This window comes from Dorea longicatena (assembly GCF_025150085.1).
Classification (GTDB): Bacteria; Bacillota; Clostridia; order Lachnospirales; family Lachnospiraceae; genus Dorea_A; species Dorea_A longicatena.
The window spans coordinates 209,936-235,146 of the sequence record NZ_CP102280.1; the positions used below are offsets into that span (position 1 = coordinate 209,936).

Genomic DNA, 25,211 nt, shown 5'->3' on the forward strand with positions numbered 1-25,211 from the left:
TATGGATTTAACAGATATGATTTCAGGTGGAACGGAAGAACAGCAGGTTCCAGAACAGAAATTGACAAAGGAAGAATATGCAGCCAAGAAGCAGCAGGAAAGAGAAGAGGTATGGGCTGAAGTAGATTCACAGGCACAGGGAGTTTTTCAGGATGGAGAAAAACTGAAAGGCTTTCTGGATTTTATGGCAGAGTGTAATACACAGAGAACTCCGAATCTGCTTTTGATTTACGGACAGCATCCAGATTTTAAGGTAGTAAGGTCTTATGAACGCTGGAGAGAAGAACACCGTTCAGTAAAAGCAGGGGAGCATGGCATTACTTATATGATTTCCACTGAATACGAAAAAGACGGTGAAATGCGGAGAGGGTATACGATCGGAAAAGGATTTGACATCAGTCAGATGTCAGGAAAGCCATTGGAAGAACGCCCTCAGCGAAGTCTGACAGAACTGATAGGAACTGTCTTAAAAGACCAGTCGGTACGTGTGCAGATTGAGGATGATCTGCCAGACAAAGTGCAGGCCCAGTACAATCCGAGATACCGTACCATTTATATCCGCAACGGAATGAGTGAAGTAACGACATTCCATGCACTGAACAGAGAACTGGCGTGTGCAGCACTGGACCAGCATACCGGAACCTACAGCCGACAGAAAGTCAGTGCACAGGCTTATTGTGCAGCCTATGTGATTGCGAAACGTTATGGTGTGGATGTTACCGGATTCAATCTGGAGTATATTGCACAGAGGAATGAATGCGGAAAGAAAGATCCGCAGGAACTGAGAGACTTTTTAAATGATGTCCGTCAGGCTTCCTACAGTATACGAAACCATATCGAACGCAATTTTGGTGCAAAGGAACAGGAGTATATAACCGATGAGTTCGCAATCGGAGACCCTGTAAAAATACCGGAAACCAAGGATGAAAAACCATCTGAAAAAGCATCCGGAAAAGAGAAAAAAGCAAAGAGCCAGCCGGAACGATAAAAGTGAAAAAGTTGAACGGTTGGAGTAGCTATTACGGAGGTCTTGTGATATGGTTGGTGTAACAAAAAAAGGAGGTCAGCCAGATGACAAAATACTATTTGAAGATGGATAACATTATGAAAAACATGTTCGTGGTGGCACTGAATGATGAGCTGCAGGCACAGAGTGAGCAGGATGAATGTTTGGAAGAAACGAAAGCTCTTCTGAAAAAAGTAAGTGAATACGACCTCGCCCAGAAACGGCTGCAGATTACAGCCGGGGAACAAAGGCAGATCCGTAAGGCACTGAACAGGCTTAGAAGTAAATATCTTGCAGCCGGAAGATATAGTGATGGAATAGATAAAATCATTATTCAGGTTGCAAAACCGAATACCACCAGACACATGTTCTGGTAGAGAAAGGAGTGGTTGATTGGTCATTTATTCAAGAGAAAAAGTGGCAAGACTTAGAGAACAGTATCCGGCAGGAACAAGAATCTGTCTGAATTCGATGGACGGAGAAGCGGGTATGCCGCAGGGACTGGAAGGAACTGTGCAGTATGTGGATGATGCAGGCCAGCTCGGTGTTAAGTGGGACAACGGCAGAAGTCTCTCACTGATACCGGGAGTGGATTCCTTTCATAAGAAAGAAGGACAGGGACATCCAGAAGAAAAGCCACGCAAGAAAAGAGAATCTGACTTGCAGAGATAAGTACAAAAAAGCAGGACTGGGTTCTGTATCTTGTCTTTCTGCCATTTGTCTGGTGGGCGGCAGCGATTACCGCTTGTGCCATTACACCGGATAAGAATTTTATTCAAATCTTAGAAACGCTGAGCGAAAAACTCGAACAGCCGTTTTTTATCACGTATACACCGTATACGTTCAAATGTATTCTGATATTCACAGCAGCCTATTTCTTAGGCATTGGTATTTATGAATCCCAAAAAAGAAATTATAGAAGAGGCGTGGAACATGGTTCCGCAAAATGGGGCAACGTGTCCGAAATCTGCAGACGTTACTGCGAAAAGCAGTACACGAATAATCTGCTTCTGACACAGCATTTCCGCATGGGACTGGATGGATATAAGCATAAACGAAATTTAAATGTGCTGGTAGTCGGAGGTTCCGGGGCAGGAAAGAGCCGGACCTATGCGATTCCGAACATCATGCAGTGCAACTGCTCGATGGTGATCACAGATCCGAAAGCGGAACTTCTGCGCAAAACAGGAGGTGTTCTGGAACGGAATGGATATGAAGTCCGGGTTTTTGATTTGATCAATCCGGAGACTTCCTGGTGTTATAACCCGTTTGCGTATGTCCGGGATGATAAGGATGTACTGAAGCTGATTAATAACCTGATCCGCAACACAACACCGAAGGGAGCGCAGAGCTCAGACCCGTTTTGGGAGAAGTCTGAGACTGCACTCTTACAGGCACTTATGCTGTATTTGCTGCATGAAGCTCCACCAGAAGAACAGAACTTCCCGATGATCATGGAAATGCTTGGAAGCGCACAGGTCAAAGAAGATGATGAGGATTACCAGTCACCATTGGACATTTTGTTTGAAAGACTGGAAATGCGGGACCCAGAGAGTATTGCGGTCAAACAGTATGCCATTTATAAGCAGGCGGCCGGAAAGACCGCAAAGTCTATTTTGATCTCGGTTGGTGTCCGTCTGGCAGCTTTTAACCTGAAACAGATTGCCAACCTGACCTGTACAGACGAACTGGACTTATACAGCATCGGGGAGAAGAAAGTAGCACTGTTTTGCTGTATTCCGGATGCCGACACCAGTATGAATTATCTGGTCGGCATGATTTACAGTAATCTGTTTCAGACACTGTATTATGTGGCAGACCGGAAGTACGGAGGAAAGCTTCCAATTCCGGTACACTGCATTATGGATGAGTGGCCAAACGTAGCCTTGCCGGATGATTTTGACAAGATTCTGGCAACCATGCGTTCCAGAGGGATTTCCTGCAGTATCATCATCCAGAACATTGCACAGATGAAAGCCTTGTTTAAAGACTCGTATGAGAGCCTTATCGGTAACTGCGATGAATTTTTATATCTGGGTGGAAATGAAAAAGAAGGACATAAGTATGTCTCGGAATTATTGGGAAAAGAGACATTGGATACCAATACCTACGGACAGACAAAAGGGCGTAGCGGCAGCTATTCGGTGAATTATCAGCAGACTGGAAGGGAACTTTTAACACCGGATGAAATACGGCTTTTAGATAACCGCAAAGCGATTTTGTTTATTCGTGGGGAGCGTCCGATCATGGACGATAAATATGATTTAAAAAAGCATGTGAATTTCAGATACACAGAGGACGGTGGTGCATCGCCTTATGATTATGCGAAAACACCACTGGCTCACGACGACCTAAAGATTGACATTAACAGATTAGACGACTACGAACTGCTGTCTACCGAGGACATTCTTGGTGAATAGCAGTTTTTTGATGGATTGGAGTGATGTGTATTGAAGAAACTTCTCACAGGAGAAAAAAATAGAACAAAAAAGAATACAACTGAAAAAATGACAACCCCGATGCCGATGGGGAGAAAACAGAAAAAGTGGATGAGTCTTTATATGGCACTGGTACTGACCGTAACGGTCGGAGCAACGACCGCATTCGCAGCCGGAGATCCGTTGTCCGTTATCAATAACCTGTCTACATTCATCTTCTCGCTGATTCGTGCCATCGGCTTGATTCTGCTTGGATTTGGAGTGGTGCAGGTAGGACTGTCCTTGAAAAGCCATGATCCAAGCCAGAGGGCAAATGGATTTCTGACACTGGCCGGAGGCGTGATTATTACGTTCGCCAAAGAAATCCTGGATCTGATCATGGCGTAAGCCTCTGAAAAAAGATAGAAGGAAACCGCAGGAGTGCCGAAAGGCGCTCCTGTATTCAAAACCATTTTCTAGGAGGTGAGAATTTTTGAGTGATAACTGGATTGTACAGAATCTGAACTCGGCACTATCCACATGGAGTGAAAAGATGGCAGAACTTTGGACGCTGCTTACCGAAAATCCGGCAACTTTTAAAGGCGGCGGTATCTGGCGCATTATGATCAATATCAATGATGCACTGACAGCCATCGCTTATGGACTGCTGGTGCTGTTTTTCGCAGCCGGGATCATCAAAACCTGTGGGAGTTTTACGGACCTTAAGAAACCGGAACACGTATTAAAAGCATTTATCCGGTTTGCACTGGCGCAGGGGGCAATCACCTATGGGATGGAGCTGATGCAGGCACTGTTTTCCATTGTGCAGGGAATTGTGACCACGGTAATGAGTGGTTCAGGCATGGCAGGAAGCGTGACCGAACTGCCAACAGAGATCGTAGATAAGATCGAAAGTGTGGGAATGCTGGAATCTATCCCATTATGGATCGTGACACTGCTTGGAAGTCTGCTGATCACAGTACTGTCGTTTGTCATGATCCTGACGGTGTATGGTAGGATGTTCAAGATCTATATGTATACCGCAATCGCCCCGATCCCGATCTCCTCTTTTGCAGGAGAACCTACACAATCCATCGGAAAGAACTTTCTCCGTTCTTATGTGGGTGTGTGTCTGGAAGGGGCGATCATTGCACTGGCATGTATCATCTATTCTGCCTATGCCGCAAGCCCTCCGGCAGTAGGGGATACAGGGGTGAGTGCAGTTACAATCGTGTGGAACTATGTAGGAGAACTGGTATTCAATTTACTGGTGCTGGTTGGAGCAATTAAGGCATCTGACCGTATTGTCAGAGAAATGATGGGACTTGGAGGTTAAAAATATGGATACAAAGAAAACATTAAGATATAACTGGGAGTTCGGACGTGAGACAGTAGCGATACGAGTGAGCTCTTATCGGAACAATGGAAATTTATATGTAGGACTCTGCCATAAGGAAGGGAGAGAATGGGAAGATTTTGGAGATGTAACCATTAATCTGCCCTATCAGTTCTTAGAGCCAAATGAGGCTTTTATAACAGGAGATTTTACCAAGGATATGCTTCATTTTATCAAGGAACATAAACTTGGAAAAGTGTTGAATGAAACAGGAAGATCAGGATATGCAACCTATCAGAAGGTAGCGTTTGATCTAGCAAGACTTGCGGAATTTGATCCGGAAGGCGTTGCAGAACATTGTAGATTTGCCGGGATAGAAGTACCGAAAGAAAAACCACAGAAAACGAAGAAACAAAACAGGGGAGAGGAACGATAATTTATGGAAGTAAAGATGAACAAAGAAATCAGGGACTATCAGGAATCCATGTTTATGGGACTGGACCTGAGACAATGTGTGTGTTCTGTTCTTGCGATTCTTACAGCAGTCGGAATTTACTTTGGAATGCGTGATATTACCGGACAGGAAATAACCGGATGGCTGTGTGTGCTTGGTGCTGCTCCATTTGCTGCCTGTGGCTTTTTCGAATATCATGGTATGACAGCCGAACAGTTTTTACGGGCAGTGATCAAATCCGAATTGCTGTATCCGAAGAAACTGGTGTTTCAGTCGGAAGATATCTACTACTCCTGCATGCAGAAGACCATCTCGCTGGGAGAAAAGAATCAAAAGGATGGAGCAGAAATCATAAAAGAGCGGGAGCAAAAAGCAGAAGCAAAACAGAGAAAGAAACGCAAGGGAAGGAGTGATGCCTTTGATTAAAACCTTAAGTCAGGCACTTCGGATGGATAAGGAACGCTTCAAAGTTCCGAAATCCGTCCAACAGGCAATTCCCATCCAGCGAATCTGGCCGGATGGAATTTTTCAACAGGGAACGAAATTCTCAAAAACATATCGTTTTACAGATATCAACTATTATATTGCGAGTAAGGACAATAAGACAGAAATGTTTCTGGATTATTCTGAACTCTTAAATTCACTGGATTCCGGCATTTCTGCCAAAATTACCATCAATAACCGGAGAATCAATAAAGAAGAATTCGAAAAGTCTATTCTGCTTCCAATGAAGGAAGATGGACTGGACCACTATCGGGAAGAATACAACGAAATGCTCCTGTCTAAGATTACAGGAACAAACAACAGCATCTATCAGGAACGGTATCTGACCGTCAGTGTACATAAAAGATCGATTGATGATGCAAGAACCTATTTTGCACGTATCGGAACAGACATCGTAACACATCTGGCAAAGTTATCGTCCACAGCAGAAGGACTGGACGCAGAGAGCCGGCTACAGATTTTCAGGGATTTCTTCAAGGGAGATGTCCCACAGGCATTCCCATTTGATCTGAAACAATTTGCCAAGAAGGGAACAAGTTTCAAGGACTGGATGTGTCCGGATTCTATGGAATTTGAACGTGATCATTTTAAAATCGGTGACAGGTACGGAAGAGTCCTGTATATGCAGGATTATGCAAGTTATGTTAAAGATGACATGATTTCAGAACTGTGTGACTTCAGCCGGAATCTGATGTTGTCGATTGATATCCTGCCAGTCCCTACGGATGAAGCGGTAAGGGAAATCCAGAACCGACTGCTTGGTGTGGAAACTAACGTGACCAACTGGCAGAGAAGGCAGAACGCTAATAATAACTTCTCGGCAATCGTACCATACGATATGGAACTTCAGAGAAAAGAAACCAAGGAAATGCTCGATGATCTGACAACCAGAGACCAGCGTATGATGTTCGGGATTTTGACAATGGTACATCTGGCAGACAGCAAAAAGCAACTGGATTCCGATACGGAACTGATTCTGTCAATCGCAAGAAAGCATCTGTGTCAGATGGCAACATTAAAGTGGCAGCAAGTGGACGGACTCAATACAGTGCTTCCTTATGGACTGCGAAAGATCAATGCCCTGCGTACACTGACAACGGAATCAACGGCTGTTTTAATCCCGTTCCATACACAGGAAATCCTGCAGCCGGGAGGTATCTATTATGGGCAGAATGCAGTCAGCAAGAACCTTCTGGTAGCCGACCGGAAGAAACTGATGAATGGAAACAGTTTCCGGTTGGGTGTCAGTGGATCAGGAAAGAGCTTTTCAGCAAAAGAAGAGATTGTGCATCTGGCATTGAGTACCGATGACGATATCCTGATTCTTGATCCGGAGTCCGAATTCACAAAATTAGTAGAGGCCTTGGGTGGACAGGTTGTAAAAGTATCTGCGACATCAGACAATCACTTGAATGCAATGGATATGGACGCAGCCTACGGAAATGAAAAGAATCCACTGATTGAAAAATCGGAGTTTATTCTGTCTGTATTTGAACAGTTGGTTGGAGCAGGAAACCTGTCGGCAAAAGAAAAGTCGATTCTGGACCGCTGTGCTGCAGATGTGTACCGGGATTATATCCGAAGTGGTTATACAGGGGAAGTTCCGACACTGAAAGATATGTACCGACAGTTGATGTTGCAGCCGGAAGAAGAGGCAAGAGGACTGGCATTATCATCTGAACTTTTTATCAATGGAAGCCTGAACACCTTTGCACAGCCGACCAATGTGAATAAGAAGAACAGGATCATGGATTACGATATCCGGGAACTGGGGGAACAACTTATGCCTCTTGGAATGCTGGTTACCTTAGACAGTATTTTTAACAGGGTAATTCAGAACTGGAAAGAAGGAAAAACGACATGGATATTTGCCGATGAGTTCTATCTGTTATTCCGCTATGAATACAGTGCAAATTTCTTCTACCGACTGTACAAGAGAATCAGAAAATACAATGGATTCGTGACAGGTTTAACCCAAAATGTTGAGGAACTTCTGAAATCGGACACTGCAAGACTGATGTTGGCAAACAGTGAGTTTTTGATTCTTTTGAATCAGGCAAGTACAGACAGGGAAGAATTGGCAGCTCTTTTGAATATTTCCGAAAACCAACTGTCCTATATTACAAATGTATCGGTTGGCAGTGGTCTGATCCGTTGCTCTGGAAATATCGTACCATTTGAGAATACGTTCCCAAAGAATACAGACCTTTATAAACTAATGACAACAAAACCGGGAGAATCATAATGAAGAAAAAAGAAGAAGTAACGATAACTTTTTATGCTGCAGAGTGCGGTGAGTTCCATGATTTAGGAGAATATACAAAATGCAGAACGCTGGAAGAGGCATATAAAAAGTACCAGAAGTATTGTAGAACATCTGCCAATATGTGTCCGGCTATTGAGTTTTCTATCCATGATCCGGAATCAATTTATTCGGATATGGAATATCCATTGCCGTTGTCATCAAAAGACAGGGGTGATTTGGAGCTTGTGCCATATTACAACGAACATCCACTGGTAAATGAGGCAATCAGACAGGTGGAGCAGTTGCAGAAACAGCAGGAAAAAAAGAAACATCGGGATGTTGCCCGATGAGATAAGAGATACGGAAAGAGGGTGACCGGATGAAAGATATCAAGGAACGGGTAAGGGATAAGAATCCGAAGATTCGAAATCCGGCTGCCCGACTTCCGAAAGAACTGGTTCGCTCAGCGGTTCTGGAAGCAAAAGAAAAGCCAAGGGAACTACATGAAAAAAGCAGTGGGCAGTCAGAATCCCCAACACAGTATGGAACTGAAAAAATAGAATCCGTACAGTACAGAGCGGCGAGTGTGGCAGGAAAAAGTATAGGGAAAACCACATATCAAGGTGGAAAAAAACTTGCTGGAGTGACCTACAGGAAGATAAAGGAAAGAAAAAGCAGACAGGAAGAAGCGAAAGCTGCCGAAGAAGCAATGGAGCAGGGGGCAGAAAGCGGAAAGAAATTAATCAAGTTGAAACCGGAGCAGGCAGCACTTGCCAAGGAGAATGGTAAACGGCAGGTGAAAGCAGCACCGAGAGTGGTAAAAGTATCCGGTCTGTCTCAAGAAAAAATAAAGACACAGGCATCCATGCAGAAACAGCAGATGGAAAAAAGTCTTCAGGCGATGCAGAAAGCAAGAGCAGCCCAGATGGCAAGAAAGTCAGCACAGGCATCGGCAGAAAGTGGAAAAGCAGTCCTTCAGGTAACTGGAAAGGGTTCAAAGTTATCCGTACAGGGAATTACAGCAGCGATTCAAAAAGGGGTAGTAGCTCTTGAAAAAATGGGAAAATGGATTGCTGCCGGAGGTAGTGCATTTCTTCTGGTATTTATTCTGATTGTGGGAATCATTGCAGGAGCAGCTTTCAGCAGTAATTCGGAAAGCTCCGAATCCCTAAGTGAAGAAGTGCTTGCGTATACTTCTGTGATACAGCAGTATGCATCCCAATACGGCATTCCGGAATATGTGTCTGCGATACAGGCCATCATGATGCAGGAATCTGGAGGCAGGGGAACAGACCCGATGCAGTGTTCGGAAAGTCCATATAATACAAGATTCCCACACACTCCTGGTTCTATTACTGATCCGGATTATTCGATAGAGGTTGGAGTACAGACCTTTGCAGACTGTATCAGACAGGCAGGATGCAGCAGTCCACAGGATCTGGACAAGCTGAAACTTGCATGGCAGGGATATAACTATGGAAATGGCTACATAGGATGGGCATTGCAAAGAGGCGGTTATACAGAAGCCAATGCATTGCAGTTTTCACAGGAACAGGCAGCTTCGCATGGATGGAGCAGTTACGGAGATCCCCAATACGTTCCCCATGTGATGCGGTATTATTCCGGTGGCAGCCTGTTTGCTGGTTTGTTTGGTAATCAGCAGATTGTGTCGGTTGCAATGGGGCAGCTTGGAAACAGTGGCGGTCAGAAGTTCTGGAGCTGGTACGGATTTGACAGTCGGGTAGAATGGTGTGCCTGTTTTGTAAGCTGGTGTGCGGATCAGAGCGGTCTGATTGCAAGTGGGAATGTTCCTAAATTCTCATTGTGCAGTGATGGAGTGTCCTGGTTTCAGGGAAAGAATAAGTGGCAGAGTGGCGGAACAACTCCGACAGCTGGAATGATCATCTTTTTTGACTGGGATCATGATGGAACATCGGATCATGTAGGAATAGTAGAAAAGTGTGAAGGTGGAAGAGTTTACACGATTGAGGGAAATTCCAGTGATCAGGTACGGCAGAGAAATTATGCAGTAGATTACAGTTCTATAATGGGATATGGGGTGATAAATTGATGGTTTCTTTCATAATTTGTTAAGGATTTTATAAGGGAGTTAATGAATGCTTTGGAAAATAGTCACAAAATAGGCACAGTTGATTGATAAATTGTTATTGTAACTTTTAGTGATAGACATATAAAGAGTTAGAAATCTTTATAATTGACTTGAATTAGGAGGTAGTGAATATGAGTGATCAGAATGTAAAAGCAGCACAAAAATATTTAAATGCGATGTTTGGTGGACATAAGGATTGGGTAAAACTGGATGAAGATGGAAAGACCGGAACAGCCGTGATGCAGGGAATCATTCGTGCATTTCAGATTCAGAATGGAATCTCAACGATTACAGGAACGGTTGGACCACTTACTATTAATACCATGAAGAAGTTAGCCATTATTACAAAAATGGATCCGAATGATACTCCGCAGGTTAATATATGCTTGGTTCAGTGTGCTCTGTTTTGCAAAGGATATGCTGCTGGAGGAATTACTGGAATTTATTATACATCAGGAGTAAATGCAGTTAAAAAGATGCAGGAAAATGCAGGACTGGAAGTTACGGGCAAAATTGATTGGAAAGTTTGGTCTGGATTGTTATCCCTAAACTGGTTTACAAAGGTTTCTGGTGGGGATTCCAATATTGTTCTTATTCAACAGCAATTAAATAGTGACTGGTCAGATGTTATTGGTGTTGGACCTTGTGATGGAATTGCCTCAAGACAGACAATTTTGTCTTTAGTTGGTGCATTGCAGGCGGCTGAAGGAGTTACAACTGAATTAATTACAGATTTGAATTCAGTTAATTTTGGCGATGCAACAACAAATGCGTTTCCGGGTACATTACAGAACGGACAGAACTCGACGAAATATGTTCCATTTAATAAGATTGCTCAATACGGACTATATTTTAACGGATATAATCCGGGAAGATTCGATGGCGTGTTTGATTCGACTACAGAGTCAAAGGTGTCAGAATTTCAGGAGTTTTATGGTCTGACAGGAATTGGACTTGTAACAAAAGGAAAAGTAAATGTTTCTACTATGAAATCATTGCTTACGAGTAAAGGCGATACAAACAGGGCAGCAAAAGCGTGTGACTGTGCAACAGTATTAAATAAACAACAGGCATTAGATATAAAAAATGCAGGGTATACTCATGTAGGACGTTATCTGACAGGTTCTGTTGGAAAAGAACATACACCGAAATATTTGACATCAACAGAAGTGAAAAACATTGAAAATGCAGGATTATCGGTATTCCCGATATATCAGGATGGAGGATATGAATTAAACTATTTTAAGGATCCGTCCCAGGGAAGTGTTGATGCACAGACAGCAATTTTAGCAGCCGAGAGAATCGGTATACCAAGTGGAACGACTATATACTTTGCAGTGGATTTTGATTGTTATTCATATCAGATTGATACATTTATTATACCTTATTTTGAACAGATTCACATGATCTTTTTCAGTTCGACAAATGATAAAAATTATAAAGTCGGCATTTATGCACCAAGATATGTATGTACTAAAGTTTATGAAGCAGGATTGGCAAGTAAATCATTTGTGGCAGATATGTCAACTGGATTTAGCTGTAATTTGGGATATTCGATGCCGAAGAACTGGGCATTTGATCAATTTTGTGAGTTGAACTCATTTTCTTCATCACCTTCGTTCCCACTGGATAAAGATGCATATTCAGGGAGAGATACTGGATTTAAAAAGTTCGATGCCGTATCGACAAAAACAGATGAGGAAATAGCGCAAGAAAATCTTCGGGCAAAGGTAAAAATAGCACGAAATCAATATGTCTATAATGTAATGGAGCCGCTTGGTTATCTGAATAAAATTATGGATGTGGGTGTGGAGTATGATAAGGAAATTTCACTGGGAACAATGATGAGTCCTCAAGGAGCAATTGATATTTCTACTAAAATATCCACATCGCTTGAAAGTTCAACTGGTAAAATTTATAATATAAAAGTGGATATAGGAAATGATGGAGAATTGACACAAACTTGCAAAAATCAAATTATGGAGATTTCATCAAATTTATCAGATACAGGTATAGAGGGAGCAGATAACTTTGGAAATACGATAGAAAAAATTGCTTTATCGGTTAAATCTGGTAATATTGCTTTTGAAATAAATAATGTTTTTGCCAATAGTGTAGAGTTTTCCATTGTATTTAGTACATCAGATTTGCTGCCAGAAGAGGAAAAAGAGTGGACAATATCGGTTGCTTTGATTTTTACAATGACATTAAATTCTAATAGTGGTCTTGAATTTAATGTTGTAGAATTCACAAAAGAGCATAGTAATATACTGGCAGGAGCCGTAATATTAGTTCTTGCGGGTGCATTAGTTGTAAATGCAATTCCGTCAATTATTGCTTTATTTTCAGCTGGAGCAGGTACTGTTTTTGGTTTGTTGATTCAAGCGCTGTAAATTGTAAAAGAATAAAAGAGACAATGGCCAGAGGTTCGATTTTATAAAGAGGACCTCTGGCAAAAGGGGGATTAAGAAGAATGCATATTAAATCAATTGTGTCAGATGAGGATAGGGAAGAATTAGAAAGAATGCTTTCGCTTGGGTTTATAATTCCTAATCAATTATTTAAAACAAGACAGAAAAGTAGAATGATTATCTATATTTTTACACCTGTAGAATTTTTACTGTCGATTAATTGTTATCTGTCGGAAAGTTATTTGATGTTTGGAATAGGGATTGGAACTTGTGTGGCTTGTGTGGCTTGGATTATTTGGTATCAAATGATTGGTAAAAATTTTGAAAAAAATGTTCATGAATTTGTCTGGGGTAGATCAGGATATGAAACGGTGGATATCGATGAAAACGCAATTAAAATAGATGAAGATCAAATTTATGAATTTAAAAATATTGATAGAATGTTCTTATATAAAAACTTCTTTTTTTTCATAACAAATGAAAAGAAAATATTTATATTTAAAACGACAGATATGGAGTCGGATGAACTTATAAAAATTATTAAAACAACAGGGATTTTATTTGAAAAAAAAGAAAAACCATTTAATATTTATAAGTATTGTAAAAAAGGAAAAAGTTTTTAAAAATAAGCAGAGGATGGTGGATTTATCATCCTTTTAGAGAAGAGCATGTATTTTAAAGGGAATCTGGTTTTGCAGGTTCCCTTTTTGCCATCAAAAACGTTGATGTTTTATCAAATGACGCTAAAAATAAAAAGAATAATGCAGGGGGTGACATTATTAGTTATCGCTGTAATATTTGGATAAAATATAAATAAAACATAAAAAATATAAATAAATTATAAAATGGCGACAGTTTTTTCTTACTCAAGTGTTTATTATATAGAGGGCAAAATAAGACAGCAAAGGAAGTGGTGCTGTTGCACCAGAAAAATGACACAAAATTGTTAATGTCCATTCGGGAAAAGAATTGAAAGAGATTCTTTTCCTTATTTGTCGTGTTACGAAAGACTGAGGGTGAGAAAATATGCTAGAACTTGCAATCTGTGATGATGACATCATCCTATGTAATTGGTTAGAACAGAAGCTACTCCATTATGGGAAAGCGAATGACTGTCAGATATCTGTAGAAATATACTATTCTGCGGAGCAGCTTCTTAACAGGCTGGAAGAAGAATCCTACGATATGTTATTCCTTGATATTTGTCTGGGACATGAAAATGGAATTGATATTGGAACGGAGATACGAAAGAAAAATTATGGAAAAGAATTGCGGATTACCTATATTTCAACATATCAGGAATATGCTATGAAATTATTCCGCATTCATCCATTTGATTTTCTTGTAAAGCCAATCCGAGAGGAAGAACTTTTCCGGGTGATAGGTGAATTACGGGAACTGTTAAAAGAACGGAAGAAAATATTTGAATATACGGATACAAAAGGAATCCATAAAATTTCTTATGATAAGATCCTGTATTTTTATAGTCTGGGAAAAAGAGTACATATCGTGACATCGGAAAAAGAATATGAATATCGAGGAAAATTAAAAGATGTAGCAGATATAACAGAAGAATATTTCTTACTGATTCACAAGTCCTATCTCATCAATATGGAACACGTGGAGCATTACGAATATGACAACGTGGTTATGAAAGATAAGACACGTCTCAGTATCAGTAAAGCAAATCGCAAGAAGGTCAGAGAAAGACTATTACAAACGGAGAAGAAAAGATTATGAATATACATTTGATCACTTATCTGACAAGTAAATTATTCTGGATTTATACTGTGTTCCGTTACAATACCATCCTGTATCCAAAAGATGAGGATACACAAAAGCTATTTGCATATTTTTGTGCGTATCTGCTTTCCTGCTGGGGAAGTATGCAGTGGGGAACGATGTACGGAGATCTGCTCTTTGAGCTGATCGCTCTGTTAATTATAACAGTAGCATATCAGGCAGACTGGCAACATCATGTCTGGAATACACTTATGGTATATATTATGGGAATTTTATGTGATGGGATTCCAATCGTGTTTTTTCAACGGTATGCGGTAGCAAGAAATCCGGTACATCATCACATGGGACCGGGAACTATCGTAATGGGAAATTTTATATTCTTTTTACTGGAAGTCATTATTGAAAGAAAAGTGGATGTAAAGAGAAGCTATTATATAAAGAACAGTCATTGGCTGGCTATGCTTTCTGTCCCGGTAATCAGCATTATAGTCTGTATCAGGATATTGCTGCCAGACAGAAGAGGTGTGCGGTCTACGATTGTATTATTCTTACTGTTTATCAATGTATTTATTTTCTATCTGCACGATGAGGTTCAGAAAAGTTATGTTGAAACAGCAAAACAGGAAGAGATGAAGCTTCAGATGAGTCAATATGCAAAAGAACTGGAGATGATGATGAAATCACAGGACAGGCTGAATAAGATACATCATGATTACAAGCACCATCTTATAACGATAGGGGCGATGGCAAAAACGGGAGGAAATGAAGAGATTCTGTCTTATCTGAAACAAATGGAGAATATAGCCAGAACAGCCTTATGTCATCATTTATATACAGAAAACCGTAATATGAATAATCTGCTGAATTATATTTTGGAAGATGTGAAATCAGTAATTGAAAAGCCAGAGATTTCTGTGGAAATACCGAATCATATAGGGAAAGAATTATTTGATCTAAGTATAGTTGTAGGAAATCTTATGGATAATGCCATTCGTGGGGCGGCAGCTTCAGATGAACGGAGATTATCGTTTCAGATGTATTATGGAAAAGGAATCATGAATATCCAGATTGAGAATAGCATAAAAGATACACCAAAAGTGCAGAATGGAATTTATCTGACAACGAAAAGCAGGAAAGAAGGACATGGAATAGGATTACAGAATGTGAAACTCGTAGTAGAAAAGTATCATGGTCAGATGGAGATCTGCCATACGGAGAAATCCTTTCAAGTGAAAATATTATTATATATGAAATTAGATGAAAAATAGTAAGGCGATGGTGTCTTACTATTTTTTTTCAACCCATTTCGTCTATTTTTGCCACCTCAAGGGTCATTTTTACCATTTGTGAAAATTTTGTGATTTTTTAGATTATAGTAGTGCCAAAGTCAGAAAAAAGGAGGGTAGCGGTTATTTTGTAAAGGAATTATAGAAAAAGATTACAAGAGGGAGAAAGAGACTATGAAGAGATTTCGAAAGTCGGCTATAGCCTTAGTACTTGCACTCCTGATGGCACTACAGGGAACAGAACCTATCTTTGTACAGGCAAAAGAGGCCATTGAGGATGTACAGAAGAATGCAGATTTCTCCAGACCAGAGGCTTTGACTGAAGAGGAAGCCGGGATAACAGATTCCACATCTGGAGAACAAGACAAGAGTCAGCAGTCTGATGCGGACGTACAAAATGAAACGACACCATCGGAAAATACAGAGACTCAGGAAGAACAGACAACTCCAGCGGAAGAAACAGAAGAAAATCCGCAGGAAAAAGAAGTGGAGTTGAAAGAACCACAGGATTACTATCCGATTCCGGAAGAACCGGAAGGTGAACTGATTGATTATGATGCCATTTCCAAAACTTATAAGACCGGAGAGAAGCAGTATACAACCGTTTATGGTGGATATGTCGGAACTTATAAGAATGAAGATGGTGATACAGAACTGGTAGATAATACTCTTGTAAAGCCGGAAGAAGCAGACACTCCGGCATCCGAAGAAGCACAGGAGGCCAGCAGCGTATCGCCAGATGAAGAAAAGGAAGAGAAAACGGAGGTTTATCAGAACAAGGCTAATGATTATGCCATTCTTCTTCCAGAACAGATGTCAGAAGACAATGGTGTAACGATTGAAAATGGAAAGACCAGAATCGGGATCATTCCAGTAGATGGAGATTATACACATTCCGTTATTAAGGACAATGCGATCCTTTATAATGAAGTTTATGAAGGAGCAGATGTTCAGTATACGGTACTGGATTCCAGCATTAAGGAAGATATCGTACTTCAGCAGCCAACAGACAGAGAATCGTATGAATATGAACTTCAGATTCCGGGATATCAGGCTGAAGTAAAAGATAATCAGGTATACATTTATCCAGAAGGAAAAACAATCAAAGATGCAAAGTATCTTCTGGAAGCACCGTCTATGGAAGATGCTGCCGGAGAAATCAGTTTCCTGATTACTCTGGAACTTCGGGAAGAAGATGGGAAAACAATCCTGACCGTAAAACCAGATATGGACTGGCTTTCAGCAGAAGAACGTCAGTATCCGGTCAGAATCGATCCGACACCAGTGGAGATCCAGAAGAGTTCCTTTAACATGATTGGTGTGGAAGAGGGAAGTCCAACCAGTCAGATTGGAGATAACAATTATCCGTATGTCGGATTTGATGATGGTATTAAGTCTGGAAACCTTGCAGGATTTGGAACAGCACACCAGAACTGCCGTACTTATATCAAAGTAAATTCGAATTTTAGTCAGATTCCGAAAGATTCCAAAATTGACAGTGCAACATTTGCAGTCAGTCAGAAAACTGCATACAGTGGTGGTGCATCCCAGTTTGGACTTTATCGTGTGGATCAGTCGTGGAACACCTCCATCACATGGAAAACAAAACCAGTAAATCTTACGTTTCAGGATGTACAGAATGCAAGTACCAGCAGGAACAGCTATATCAATTATGATGTCAAAGATCTGGTCAATGACTGGGTACAGGGAACTCATGCGAATAACGGATTTGCACTGGTAGCCATTGCCGAGGCAAATAACCTTGGAGCTTCTATGCAGTGTGAGGTACTGAATAACAGGGCATCCGTTTATGGACCGAAACTCAGCATCCAGTGGTCACCGGCTGAAGATCCATATCTGCGTGATATGTCACTGGATGAAACAACGATCCTGCTTCGCCCGATGACAGAAAAGAATACAAATGGAAAGCTGAAGTTTGATGCCGTATTTGCAGACGGAATTGCAAAGAGCAAATCTACAGTAGAATATTATCTGCTTCCAGATGAGGAAAATGAAGAACATCACGAAACAGATGCAAAACCATTGTATTCCTATCCAGACAGCACGGAATATAATAAGCAGTTCCCGGAGGCGAATAAGTATTACAGCAAAGATTCCAACTGGCAGAGTGCTTTGTATTCAGGACTGACAAAAGATAAACTCTATAAAATAAAAGCAAAAGCATCGAAAGAAATTGATGGCAAACTGGAAACCGGAAAAGAAGTGACCAGTGACAGCTTTGTGATTTATGAAGTGAAGCAGTTTGATACATTCCCGAAGATTGCAAAATATTATGGTGTTCCGCTTAAGAACATTATGAAAGACAATCAGGTTATGGATGCACTGGTAGTCGCAAACAACACAATCTTTATCCGTAACCCACAGACAAATGTTCCATATAGTCCTGCACCGCTTACCGATCAGGATAAGATGCGGATTGACGGAGCATTGATGGGAAGAGGCCTGCACTGTGAATTTGGATTTGAACCAGTCAATTTAAATACTGGTAATTTCTACATGGATCAGTCCGATGCGACGATGAATGAGCTGAATGGGGAATTCTCCATTACAAGAAGCTACAATTCCAAAGGAACAGACCAGCATTCCATGTTCGGACGTGGATGGAGCTTTAACTATGACCAGTCACTTTCTCAGATGGAGGACGGAAGCCTTCTGTATATGAGAGGGGACGGAAGTTATCTGATCTTTGATAAGAATGAAGATGGAAGTTACACTGCTCCGGATGGTTATGTATACGACTTAAAAGCAGTCAGCTATAAAGATACAGACCATGACTACATCGGATGGGAACTGACAGATGCGGATCAGAGCATCTGGTCATTTGATAAATACGGAATTTTACGTTATGTAACGGATGTGAATGGATTTAAGACAGTGTTAGATTATGACGATGATTATAATCTAAGCAAGATTACCACACCATCCGGAAAAACATTCGGGGTAAAACAGGATAAATTCGGGCATATCAAGGAACTGTCTCTTCCAGATGGTGGAAAAGTTTCTTACAAATATGATGAGCAGGGAAATCTGATATCTGTAACAGATCCGAATGGAACAACAAAAGAGTACAAATATGATGATGACAGCCGTATGACAAGCTGGAAAGATGAGAATGGCAATACGGTTGTAAAGAATACTTACGATAAAGAAGGAAGAGTTGTAGAGCAGACTGATGCAGAAAAAGGAACGGCAACTTTCAAGTACGGAAAAAGTTCTACTACAACAACGGATAACGAAGGAAATAAGACCGTTTATCATTATGATGATCAGTACCGCACAACATCCATTGAATATCCGGATGGAACAACCTGTGAAAAGACTTATAATGCAGAAAATCAGCTTGCTTCCGAAACGACAGCAGCCGGAACAAAAACTTACACTTATGATGCATTTGGTAATGTAGCAACGGAGACAAGAGAGGATGGAAAGACAGCCTCCTATACTTATAATGAGCAGAATAAGCTGACCAGTGCAACCGGATATAACGGAGCAACGGTTACTTACAGTTATGACGGTAATGGAAATATGGTCACATCTACAAAACCGGATGGAACAGCCATTACCTATACTTACGATGACAAACATCGTATGGTATCCCAGACAGACGGCAGAGGTGTCACAACAACATATTCGTATGACGGACCGAACATGACCGGATATGTGGATGGAAACGGAGCAGCATGGGGATTCACGTATGACGCGATGAATCGTGCAGTTACCATGACAGATCCACTTGGAAATGTCACTTCGAACAGTTACGATGCGAATGGCAATTTAATTTCCAAGACAGCAGCCGATGGCGGTGTGACCGCTTATACACTCGATGGTGTGGGAAATATTACGGCAAGTACTGACGCACTGGGGAATACTACCACTTATACCTACGATAAGATGTACAACATGACCAGTGGTACGGATCCGAAAGGAAATCAGATCAGCTACGCCTATGATAAGAATTATCAGCAGGTCAAAGCAACCGATGCAAAAGGAAATACAATTACTTACAAGTATGACAGCATGGGACGTGTCATAGAAGAGAGTAATAAAGATTTTGGAACAAAGCTCTATGAATATGACAAAGCAGGAAATCTGAAAAAATATACCGACGGAAATGGAAATGCAACCGTATCCAAGTTTGATTCTCTTGGACAGGTGCTTCAGTCCAAAGATGCAGTTGGTAATATAACCAAATATGAATATGACGCATTAGGAAATGAAACCAAGATTACCTATGGAGATGGAAGCAGCCATTCCAAGGAATATGATAACTGCGGAAGGCTCGCTAAAGAGACAGATGAATTAGGTGCAGTTACCACTTATACTTATGATGCGGCAGACAATCTGGTATCAAAATCAGATGACAGTGGAAGAACCTGGACTTATACCTACGATAATACAGGAAACCGCTTAAGTGAAACCAACCCAGAAGGTGGAACTACCACATATACTTATGATAAAGCAGGCAATCTGGTATCTTCTACCGATGAAGAGGGAAGAACAGATACTTATGCTTACGACAAGGCAGGAAATCTGACTACATCCAAAGATGCCCTTGGATATACCGTATCCATGAAGTATGACTTAAATGGAAATCTGGTATCCTCTACCGATGAAAATGGAAATACCAGTACCATGACTTACGATGGTAATGGAAACATGACATCGGCAACCGATGCAAAGGGCAACATTACAGCAATGAAATATGATTCCACCGACAATCTGGAACAGACGGTGGACGCCCTGAAAGGAAAGACTACTTACGAATACGATTCACAGGGTAACAGCACAAAGATGACAGATGCCCTCGGCAATGCGTACAGCTATGTGTATGATAAAGAGGGAAATAACACATCCATAATACTGCCGACAGGAGACAAGGTGCTGATGGAGTACGATGCCATCGGACAGCTTGTAAAATGTACGGATGCACAGGGACTCGTAATTACCTATCAGTATGACGGAGCAGGCAACCTGATCCATTCCTCCGACAATGGTGGAAACAGCATGGATTATACTTATGATGGTGCCGGAAATGTACTGACACAGACCGATGAACTTGGCAGGACAGCAACATACAAGTACGATCAGTACGGCAGACTCCTGAAACTTACTGAAGCAGACGGAAGTACCACATCTTATGAATATGATGTTATGGACCGCATTACAGCGGTAACGGATGCGGAAGGTCATAAAACAACCTTTACCTACGATAAAGTCGGCAACCAGTTATCCATGACAGAAGAAGAGGAAGCTACATATAAATACGCTTACGATAAGAAAGACCGGGTTATCTCTCAGACAAATCCACTGGGAGCATCCAGCACCTTTAAGTATGACGGAAATGATAATGTGACGGAATCTGTCGATGAAAACGGTACGGTTACCAAGTATACTTACGATAAAAATGACAACCTCGTATCCCAGACAGATGGAAATGGAAATACGACAACCTACCAGTATGATGAACTGGACCGCAAGATCGGGGAGACTTCTCCGTTAAAAGAAACAAATGAATACCGTTATGATGCCATTGGAAATCTTACCAAATCAAAAGATCCGATGGGACTCATTACCGAATACAAATATGACAGCCTGAGTAACATGACGGAACAGATTTCTCCAAAGGGAGCAGTTACCAAATACGATTACGACAAGCATGGCAATGTCATTTCTGTAACGGATGCAAAGGGAAATGAGACACAGTACAGTGTTGACCTGAATGACAATGTCACAAAGATGACACAGGCGAATGGCGGAGAGTATACCTATAGTTATGATAAAGCCGGACGTCTGAAGAGTATGACCAGTCCGCTGGGTTATACCAAGAATTTCTCTTATGATAAAGTGGACAACGTGGTAAAAGAAAGCGACAGCTTAAAGAGTACCACCACTTATACTTACGATAAGCTCCACAACATGAAGTCTTCTACCAATGCACTGGATGGAACAACCAGCTTTTCTTATGATAAGTATGGCAATCTGGTGAAGGAGACAGATCCACTTGGACGGAGCAATACCTACAGTTATGACCTGGCAGGCCAGATGACTTCTGCAGCTGATCCGCTTGGTAAGATAACTGCTTATACTTACGACCCGGCAGGAAATATTACTGAGATCACCAAACCGGGTGGAAGAAAGACCAGTTATGGATATGACAAGAATTATAATGTGACATCTGTAACAGACCCGATGGGCTATGTTGCAAAGACAGTCTACGATAAAGACAATCGTGTAACAGAAGAGACCGATGCACTGGGTCAGAAGGAATCCTATACCTATGATAAGGACAGCAGGGTAACTTCTATTACAGACAAGCGTGGATTCACAACGGGATTTGATTACGATGCACATGGTAATATTCAGGTTGTTACAGATAAGACCGGATTAAAGAGCCGTCTGGAATATGACAAGAATGACAATCTGACCAAAGTAACCGATGCCCTTGGCGGTGTAACAACTTACGGTTACGACAACATGGATAACCTGGTGACCTTCACCAATGCAGCAAATAAGACAACGAATTATACTTATGATCTGGAAGGCAACCTGACATCCATCAAAGATCCGGCAGGAAGAACAGAGAAATTCGACTATGATGAAAAAGGCAGACTGACCGGACATACACAGGCAAGTGGCAAGAAAACCACGTATGATTACGATAAGCTGAATGACCTGTTGGAGAAATCTTATCAGGACGCAAAAGGCGAGACTTCCGAAAAGGACGTGACCTACGCATATAACAGTGCCGGGGAACGGGTATCCATGAAGGATCAGACAGGCAAGAGCAGTTACGAATACGATGCACTCGGAAGAATCACCAAAGTGACAAGCGGTTCGAAAAAGGATGTCAGCTACGTTTATGATGACGCAGATAATCTGCAGGCAATCGTGTATCCGGATGGTACAAAGGTCAGCTATGAATACGACTTAAATGATAACCTCGTAAAATTAACAGACCGTAACGGAAAGGTGACAACATACAAGTATGATGCACTGAATCGTGTGACAGAAGTTACTAGAAGTAATGGAACAAAGACGGAAGTATCTTACGATGCAGAAGATCATATCACAAAGATTGTGAATACCTGTGGTTCCTGCGGCAAAGTAATCAGTACTTATGAGTACAAGTACAATGATCAGGGATATGTAGTTGGAGAAACAGCTACGGAACTGGAAGCTGGAACAAGAAAGACGCCAAGCTGGGAAGACTGGTACAACTGGGGCGATACACAGAAAGAGACAGACAAAGCAGACTGTGAGCATCAGGAAAAAGAGATCCAGACGACACGTACCTATGAATACGATGACAACTGGGAACTGACACGCTGTACAGAAAAAGCAGAGGGCGGTAAAAAGACAGTTCATAATTATACTTATGACAAGATTGGAAACCGGACCTCTTACGAGAAGATCGAAGATGGTGTCAGCAAAGCAAAATATAACTATAAGTACAATGATTCCAACCAGCTCATCAAGCGGACCAATGCAAAGATCTGGGGCGATCCGGGAACAACCTACAGCTATGATAAAGATGGCAATCTGATCCAGGAATGTGATAAGACAAACAGTGCAGATCCGGTCACTTATGAATATACAGCAGAAAATCGTCTGGCAGTAGTAAAACAGGGTGGAACAGTCCTGATGGCAGCCATGTACGATGGAGATAACAACCGGGTATTCGAACTGGATAACACTTATAAATGGGAAGATTGCTATGGCGATGAAGTCCTGATTCCGGAGAACCAGCGTACCGAAGATGGAAACAGCCCGAAAGAACAGCTTGCATCTCTGGTAAAAGGCGGTTCAAATGCCAAAGGTTACACATTGACAGAGTATATCAACGATATCAATCGTGAAAATACAGAAGTCCTTGCAGAGTATGGAGCAGACGAGAAAGTCCGTCAGGCTTATACTTATGGAGAAAGTGGAATCGGAGAACGGGTAAGCGTTGATAAATCGGAAGAAAGCAGTTATTATTTATATGACGGAAGAAACAGCGTAACCGGAATCCTGACAGAAAATGCTAACCTGACGAACAGTTATCAGTACGATTCGTATGGAAACCTTACATCAGGAACAGCAGATGGAGTCAATTATTACGGTTACAATGGAGAGTCCACAAATGTAAAAACAGGACTTCAGTATCTGCGGGCAAGATACTATAACGCAGAGAACGGAACCTTTACAACTGAAGATAGTGACCTGGGAACGACAGAAAATCCATTAACCAGAAACCGCTACGATTATACAACCAATAATCCGTTGAATTACAGTGATCCGACAGGACATTCATTGTGGAGCAGGATTAAGAGTACAGCTAAAAAAGCAGCGAAAGCAGTCAAGAGTGTCGGCAAGAAAATCGTTAATACTGCGAAAAAGGTAGTCAAAACAGTAGTAAATACAGCTAAGAAAGCAGCAAAAACTATTGTTAACGCAGTGAAGGGTGCAGCAAAAACTGCCAAAAATGCAGCTAAACATGCAAAACAGACATATCAATCTGTGAAAAATCGTGTAACCAGTAGCAGTACATATCAAAAAATCACATCCAGAGGAAGTCAGTTTATTCGTTCTGTAAGCAATGGGGTACAGAAAATTGGAAAAACTTATACATCTTTCAAATCCTATGTTTCAGAAAGAACGGCAGAAATCCGCTCAGAAGTGGTACGACATATGTGTACGACAACAAATCGTATTACAGATCAGTTGGGTAAAGTAAACTGGAAGAATGTAGCGATTGGTGTGACGGCAATGGTGGTTTCAGGTGTTGTGGTTGCTGCAACAGGCGGTTTAGCAGCTGGAGCAGTTCTGGCAGCATTGCCAGCAATGGGCGGTTTAGGAACAGCAATGGTTTCAGGAGCTGTAGCTGGTGCAATTGGTGGTGCTTCCTATGGTGCAATAAGTTCTGGATTGTCAGGAAACAGCTTGAAACAGATTGCGAAAGATACCATAACAGGTGGATTGACAGGAGCAATCTCTGGTGGTATTTTAGGTGGGCTTACTTATGGTGCAGGAAAAGCAATTGGTGCAGTGAAAGATTTGGTAAAGGGAAGTTCAAGTGCGACTAAACCTGGGCATATTACTGAAATGGCAACCAAAGACTTATCACAAAATAACCAGTTGCTGGAAGATAACAAGGCATATAATAGTTTTTCGGAACTAATGGATGCTGATGAAGCTGCAAGATATAATAAACATTGGGATACAATAAAAGCTCAAGAAATGCAAAAACAAGAGATAACAAAATTTGAAAATGGAATAAAAGATGGTGTGCAGTATACAAATCAGCAAAAAGGGAATTATGCTGAAATGAAGATGGATCAGTATTATGATTCTATTGGGTTCGAAAGAATCAGTCAAGATAGAGTTACGGGTCTTAATGATGCTGGACATCAAGGATTGGATGGTGTATATCAGAATAAAGGAACAAACGAGTACATTGTGGGTGAAGCTAAATATAATACTAGTAAATTAAGTACCCTGAAAGATGGAACAAAACAGATGTCTAAGAAATGGATAGGTGGTAAGCGTCTTGAAGAGGCGGTAGGAACAGAAAAAGCTAATCTCATTGGTAATAATTATGAACGAAATTTGTATAATATTAAAAAGAATGGAAGTTTGAATTTTAAAGTATTAAATAATTAGAAAGTGTCTTACATACCCAGTGGGATATAACATCTC

General features: G+C 41.2%; 16 protein-coding genes. All 16 read left to right on the plus strand.

All coding sequences use genetic code 11. The features are described 5' to 3' along the window. Window position 1 precedes the first annotated feature (1 nt). The 16 genes from NQ508_RS01040 (at window position 2) to NQ508_RS01115 (ending at window position 25,175) form a co-directional block, all read left to right on the plus strand. Window positions 2-988: an ArdC family protein gene (locus tag NQ508_RS01040; RefSeq protein WP_044919771.1), complete on the plus strand. Its 987-nt coding sequence runs from the start codon at window positions 2-4 to the stop codon at window positions 986-988. 83 nt (window positions 989-1,071) lie between these two features. Next, complete coding sequence (locus NQ508_RS01045) at window positions 1,072-1,383, plus strand: hypothetical protein (RefSeq protein WP_004614509.1); 312 nt, start codon at window positions 1,072-1,074, stop codon at window positions 1,381-1,383. Between the two features lie 16 nt (window positions 1,384-1,399). Further along, window positions 1,400-1,678: a DUF4314 domain-containing protein gene (locus NQ508_RS01050; RefSeq protein ID WP_024852684.1), complete on the plus strand. Its 279-nt coding sequence runs from the start codon at window positions 1,400-1,402 to the stop codon at window positions 1,676-1,678. Between the two features lie 23 nt (window positions 1,679-1,701). After that, window positions 1,702-3,426, plus strand: a complete 1,725-nt coding sequence (locus NQ508_RS01055; RefSeq protein ID WP_242654695.1) for a VirD4-like conjugal transfer protein, CD1115 family — start codon at window positions 1,702-1,704, stop codon at window positions 3,424-3,426. Window positions 3,427-3,513: 87 nt separating this feature from the next. After that, window positions 3,514-3,831: a hypothetical protein gene (locus NQ508_RS01060; protein ID WP_006426976.1), complete on the plus strand. Its 318-nt coding sequence runs from the start codon at window positions 3,514-3,516 to the stop codon at window positions 3,829-3,831. Window positions 3,832-3,916: 85 nt separating this feature from the next. Next, window positions 3,917-4,759 (plus strand): VirB6/TrbL-like conjugal transfer protein, CD1112 family, encoded by an 843-nt coding sequence (locus NQ508_RS01065; RefSeq protein WP_207635650.1) that lies wholly within the window; start codon window positions 3,917-3,919, stop codon window positions 4,757-4,759. Window positions 4,760-4,763: 4 nt separating this feature from the next. Then, a complete protein-coding gene (locus NQ508_RS01070; protein WP_006426973.1) occupies window positions 4,764-5,195 on the plus strand; it encodes a DUF4313 domain-containing protein in 432 nt (143 codons plus the stop codon). 3 nt (window positions 5,196-5,198) lie between these two features. After that, window positions 5,199-5,639, plus strand: a complete 441-nt coding sequence (locus NQ508_RS01075) for a PrgI family protein (protein WP_006426972.1) — start codon at window positions 5,199-5,201, stop codon at window positions 5,637-5,639. Next, complete coding sequence (locus NQ508_RS01080; RefSeq protein WP_229027113.1) at window positions 5,632-7,962, plus strand: VirB4-like conjugal transfer ATPase, CD1110 family; 2,331 nt, start codon at window positions 5,632-5,634, stop codon at window positions 7,960-7,962. The genes NQ508_RS01075 and NQ508_RS01080 overlap by 8 nt, the downstream gene beginning before the upstream one ends. Beyond that, window positions 7,962-8,312 carry a hypothetical protein gene (locus NQ508_RS01085; RefSeq protein ID WP_006426970.1) on the plus strand — a complete coding sequence of 117 codons (351 nt, stop codon included), beginning with the start codon at window positions 7,962-7,964 and terminating at the stop codon, window positions 8,310-8,312. The genes NQ508_RS01080 and NQ508_RS01085 overlap by 1 nt, the downstream gene beginning before the upstream one ends. Window positions 8,313-8,341: 29 nt before the next feature. Next, window positions 8,342-10,033: a lysozyme family protein gene (locus NQ508_RS01090; RefSeq protein ID WP_006426969.1), complete on the plus strand. Its 1,692-nt coding sequence runs from the start codon at window positions 8,342-8,344 to the stop codon at window positions 10,031-10,033. A gap of 170 nt (window positions 10,034-10,203) precedes the next feature. Further along, window positions 10,204-12,465: a glycoside hydrolase domain-containing protein gene (locus NQ508_RS01095; RefSeq protein ID WP_006426968.1), complete on the plus strand. Its 2,262-nt coding sequence runs from the start codon at window positions 10,204-10,206 to the stop codon at window positions 12,463-12,465. An 80-nt stretch (window positions 12,466-12,545) separates the two neighbouring features. Beyond that, window positions 12,546-13,106, plus strand: a complete 561-nt coding sequence (locus tag NQ508_RS01100; RefSeq protein WP_006426967.1) for a hypothetical protein — start codon at window positions 12,546-12,548, stop codon at window positions 13,104-13,106. 403 nt (window positions 13,107-13,509) lie between these two features. After that, window positions 13,510-14,223: a LytR/AlgR family response regulator transcription factor gene (locus NQ508_RS01105; RefSeq protein WP_006426966.1), complete on the plus strand. Its 714-nt coding sequence runs from the start codon at window positions 13,510-13,512 to the stop codon at window positions 14,221-14,223. Continuing rightward, the gene (locus NQ508_RS01110; RefSeq protein WP_006426965.1) at window positions 14,220-15,494 is read left to right on the plus strand and encodes a sensor histidine kinase; all 1,275 of its coding nucleotides are present in this window, start codon (window positions 14,220-14,222) and stop codon (window positions 15,492-15,494) included. The genes NQ508_RS01105 and NQ508_RS01110 overlap by 4 nt, the downstream gene beginning before the upstream one ends. 192 nt (window positions 15,495-15,686) lie before the next feature. Next, window positions 15,687-25,175: a DUF6531 domain-containing protein gene (locus tag NQ508_RS01115; protein ID WP_006426964.1), complete on the plus strand. Its 9,489-nt coding sequence runs from the start codon at window positions 15,687-15,689 to the stop codon at window positions 25,173-25,175. Window positions 25,176-25,211 lie beyond the last annotated feature (36 nt).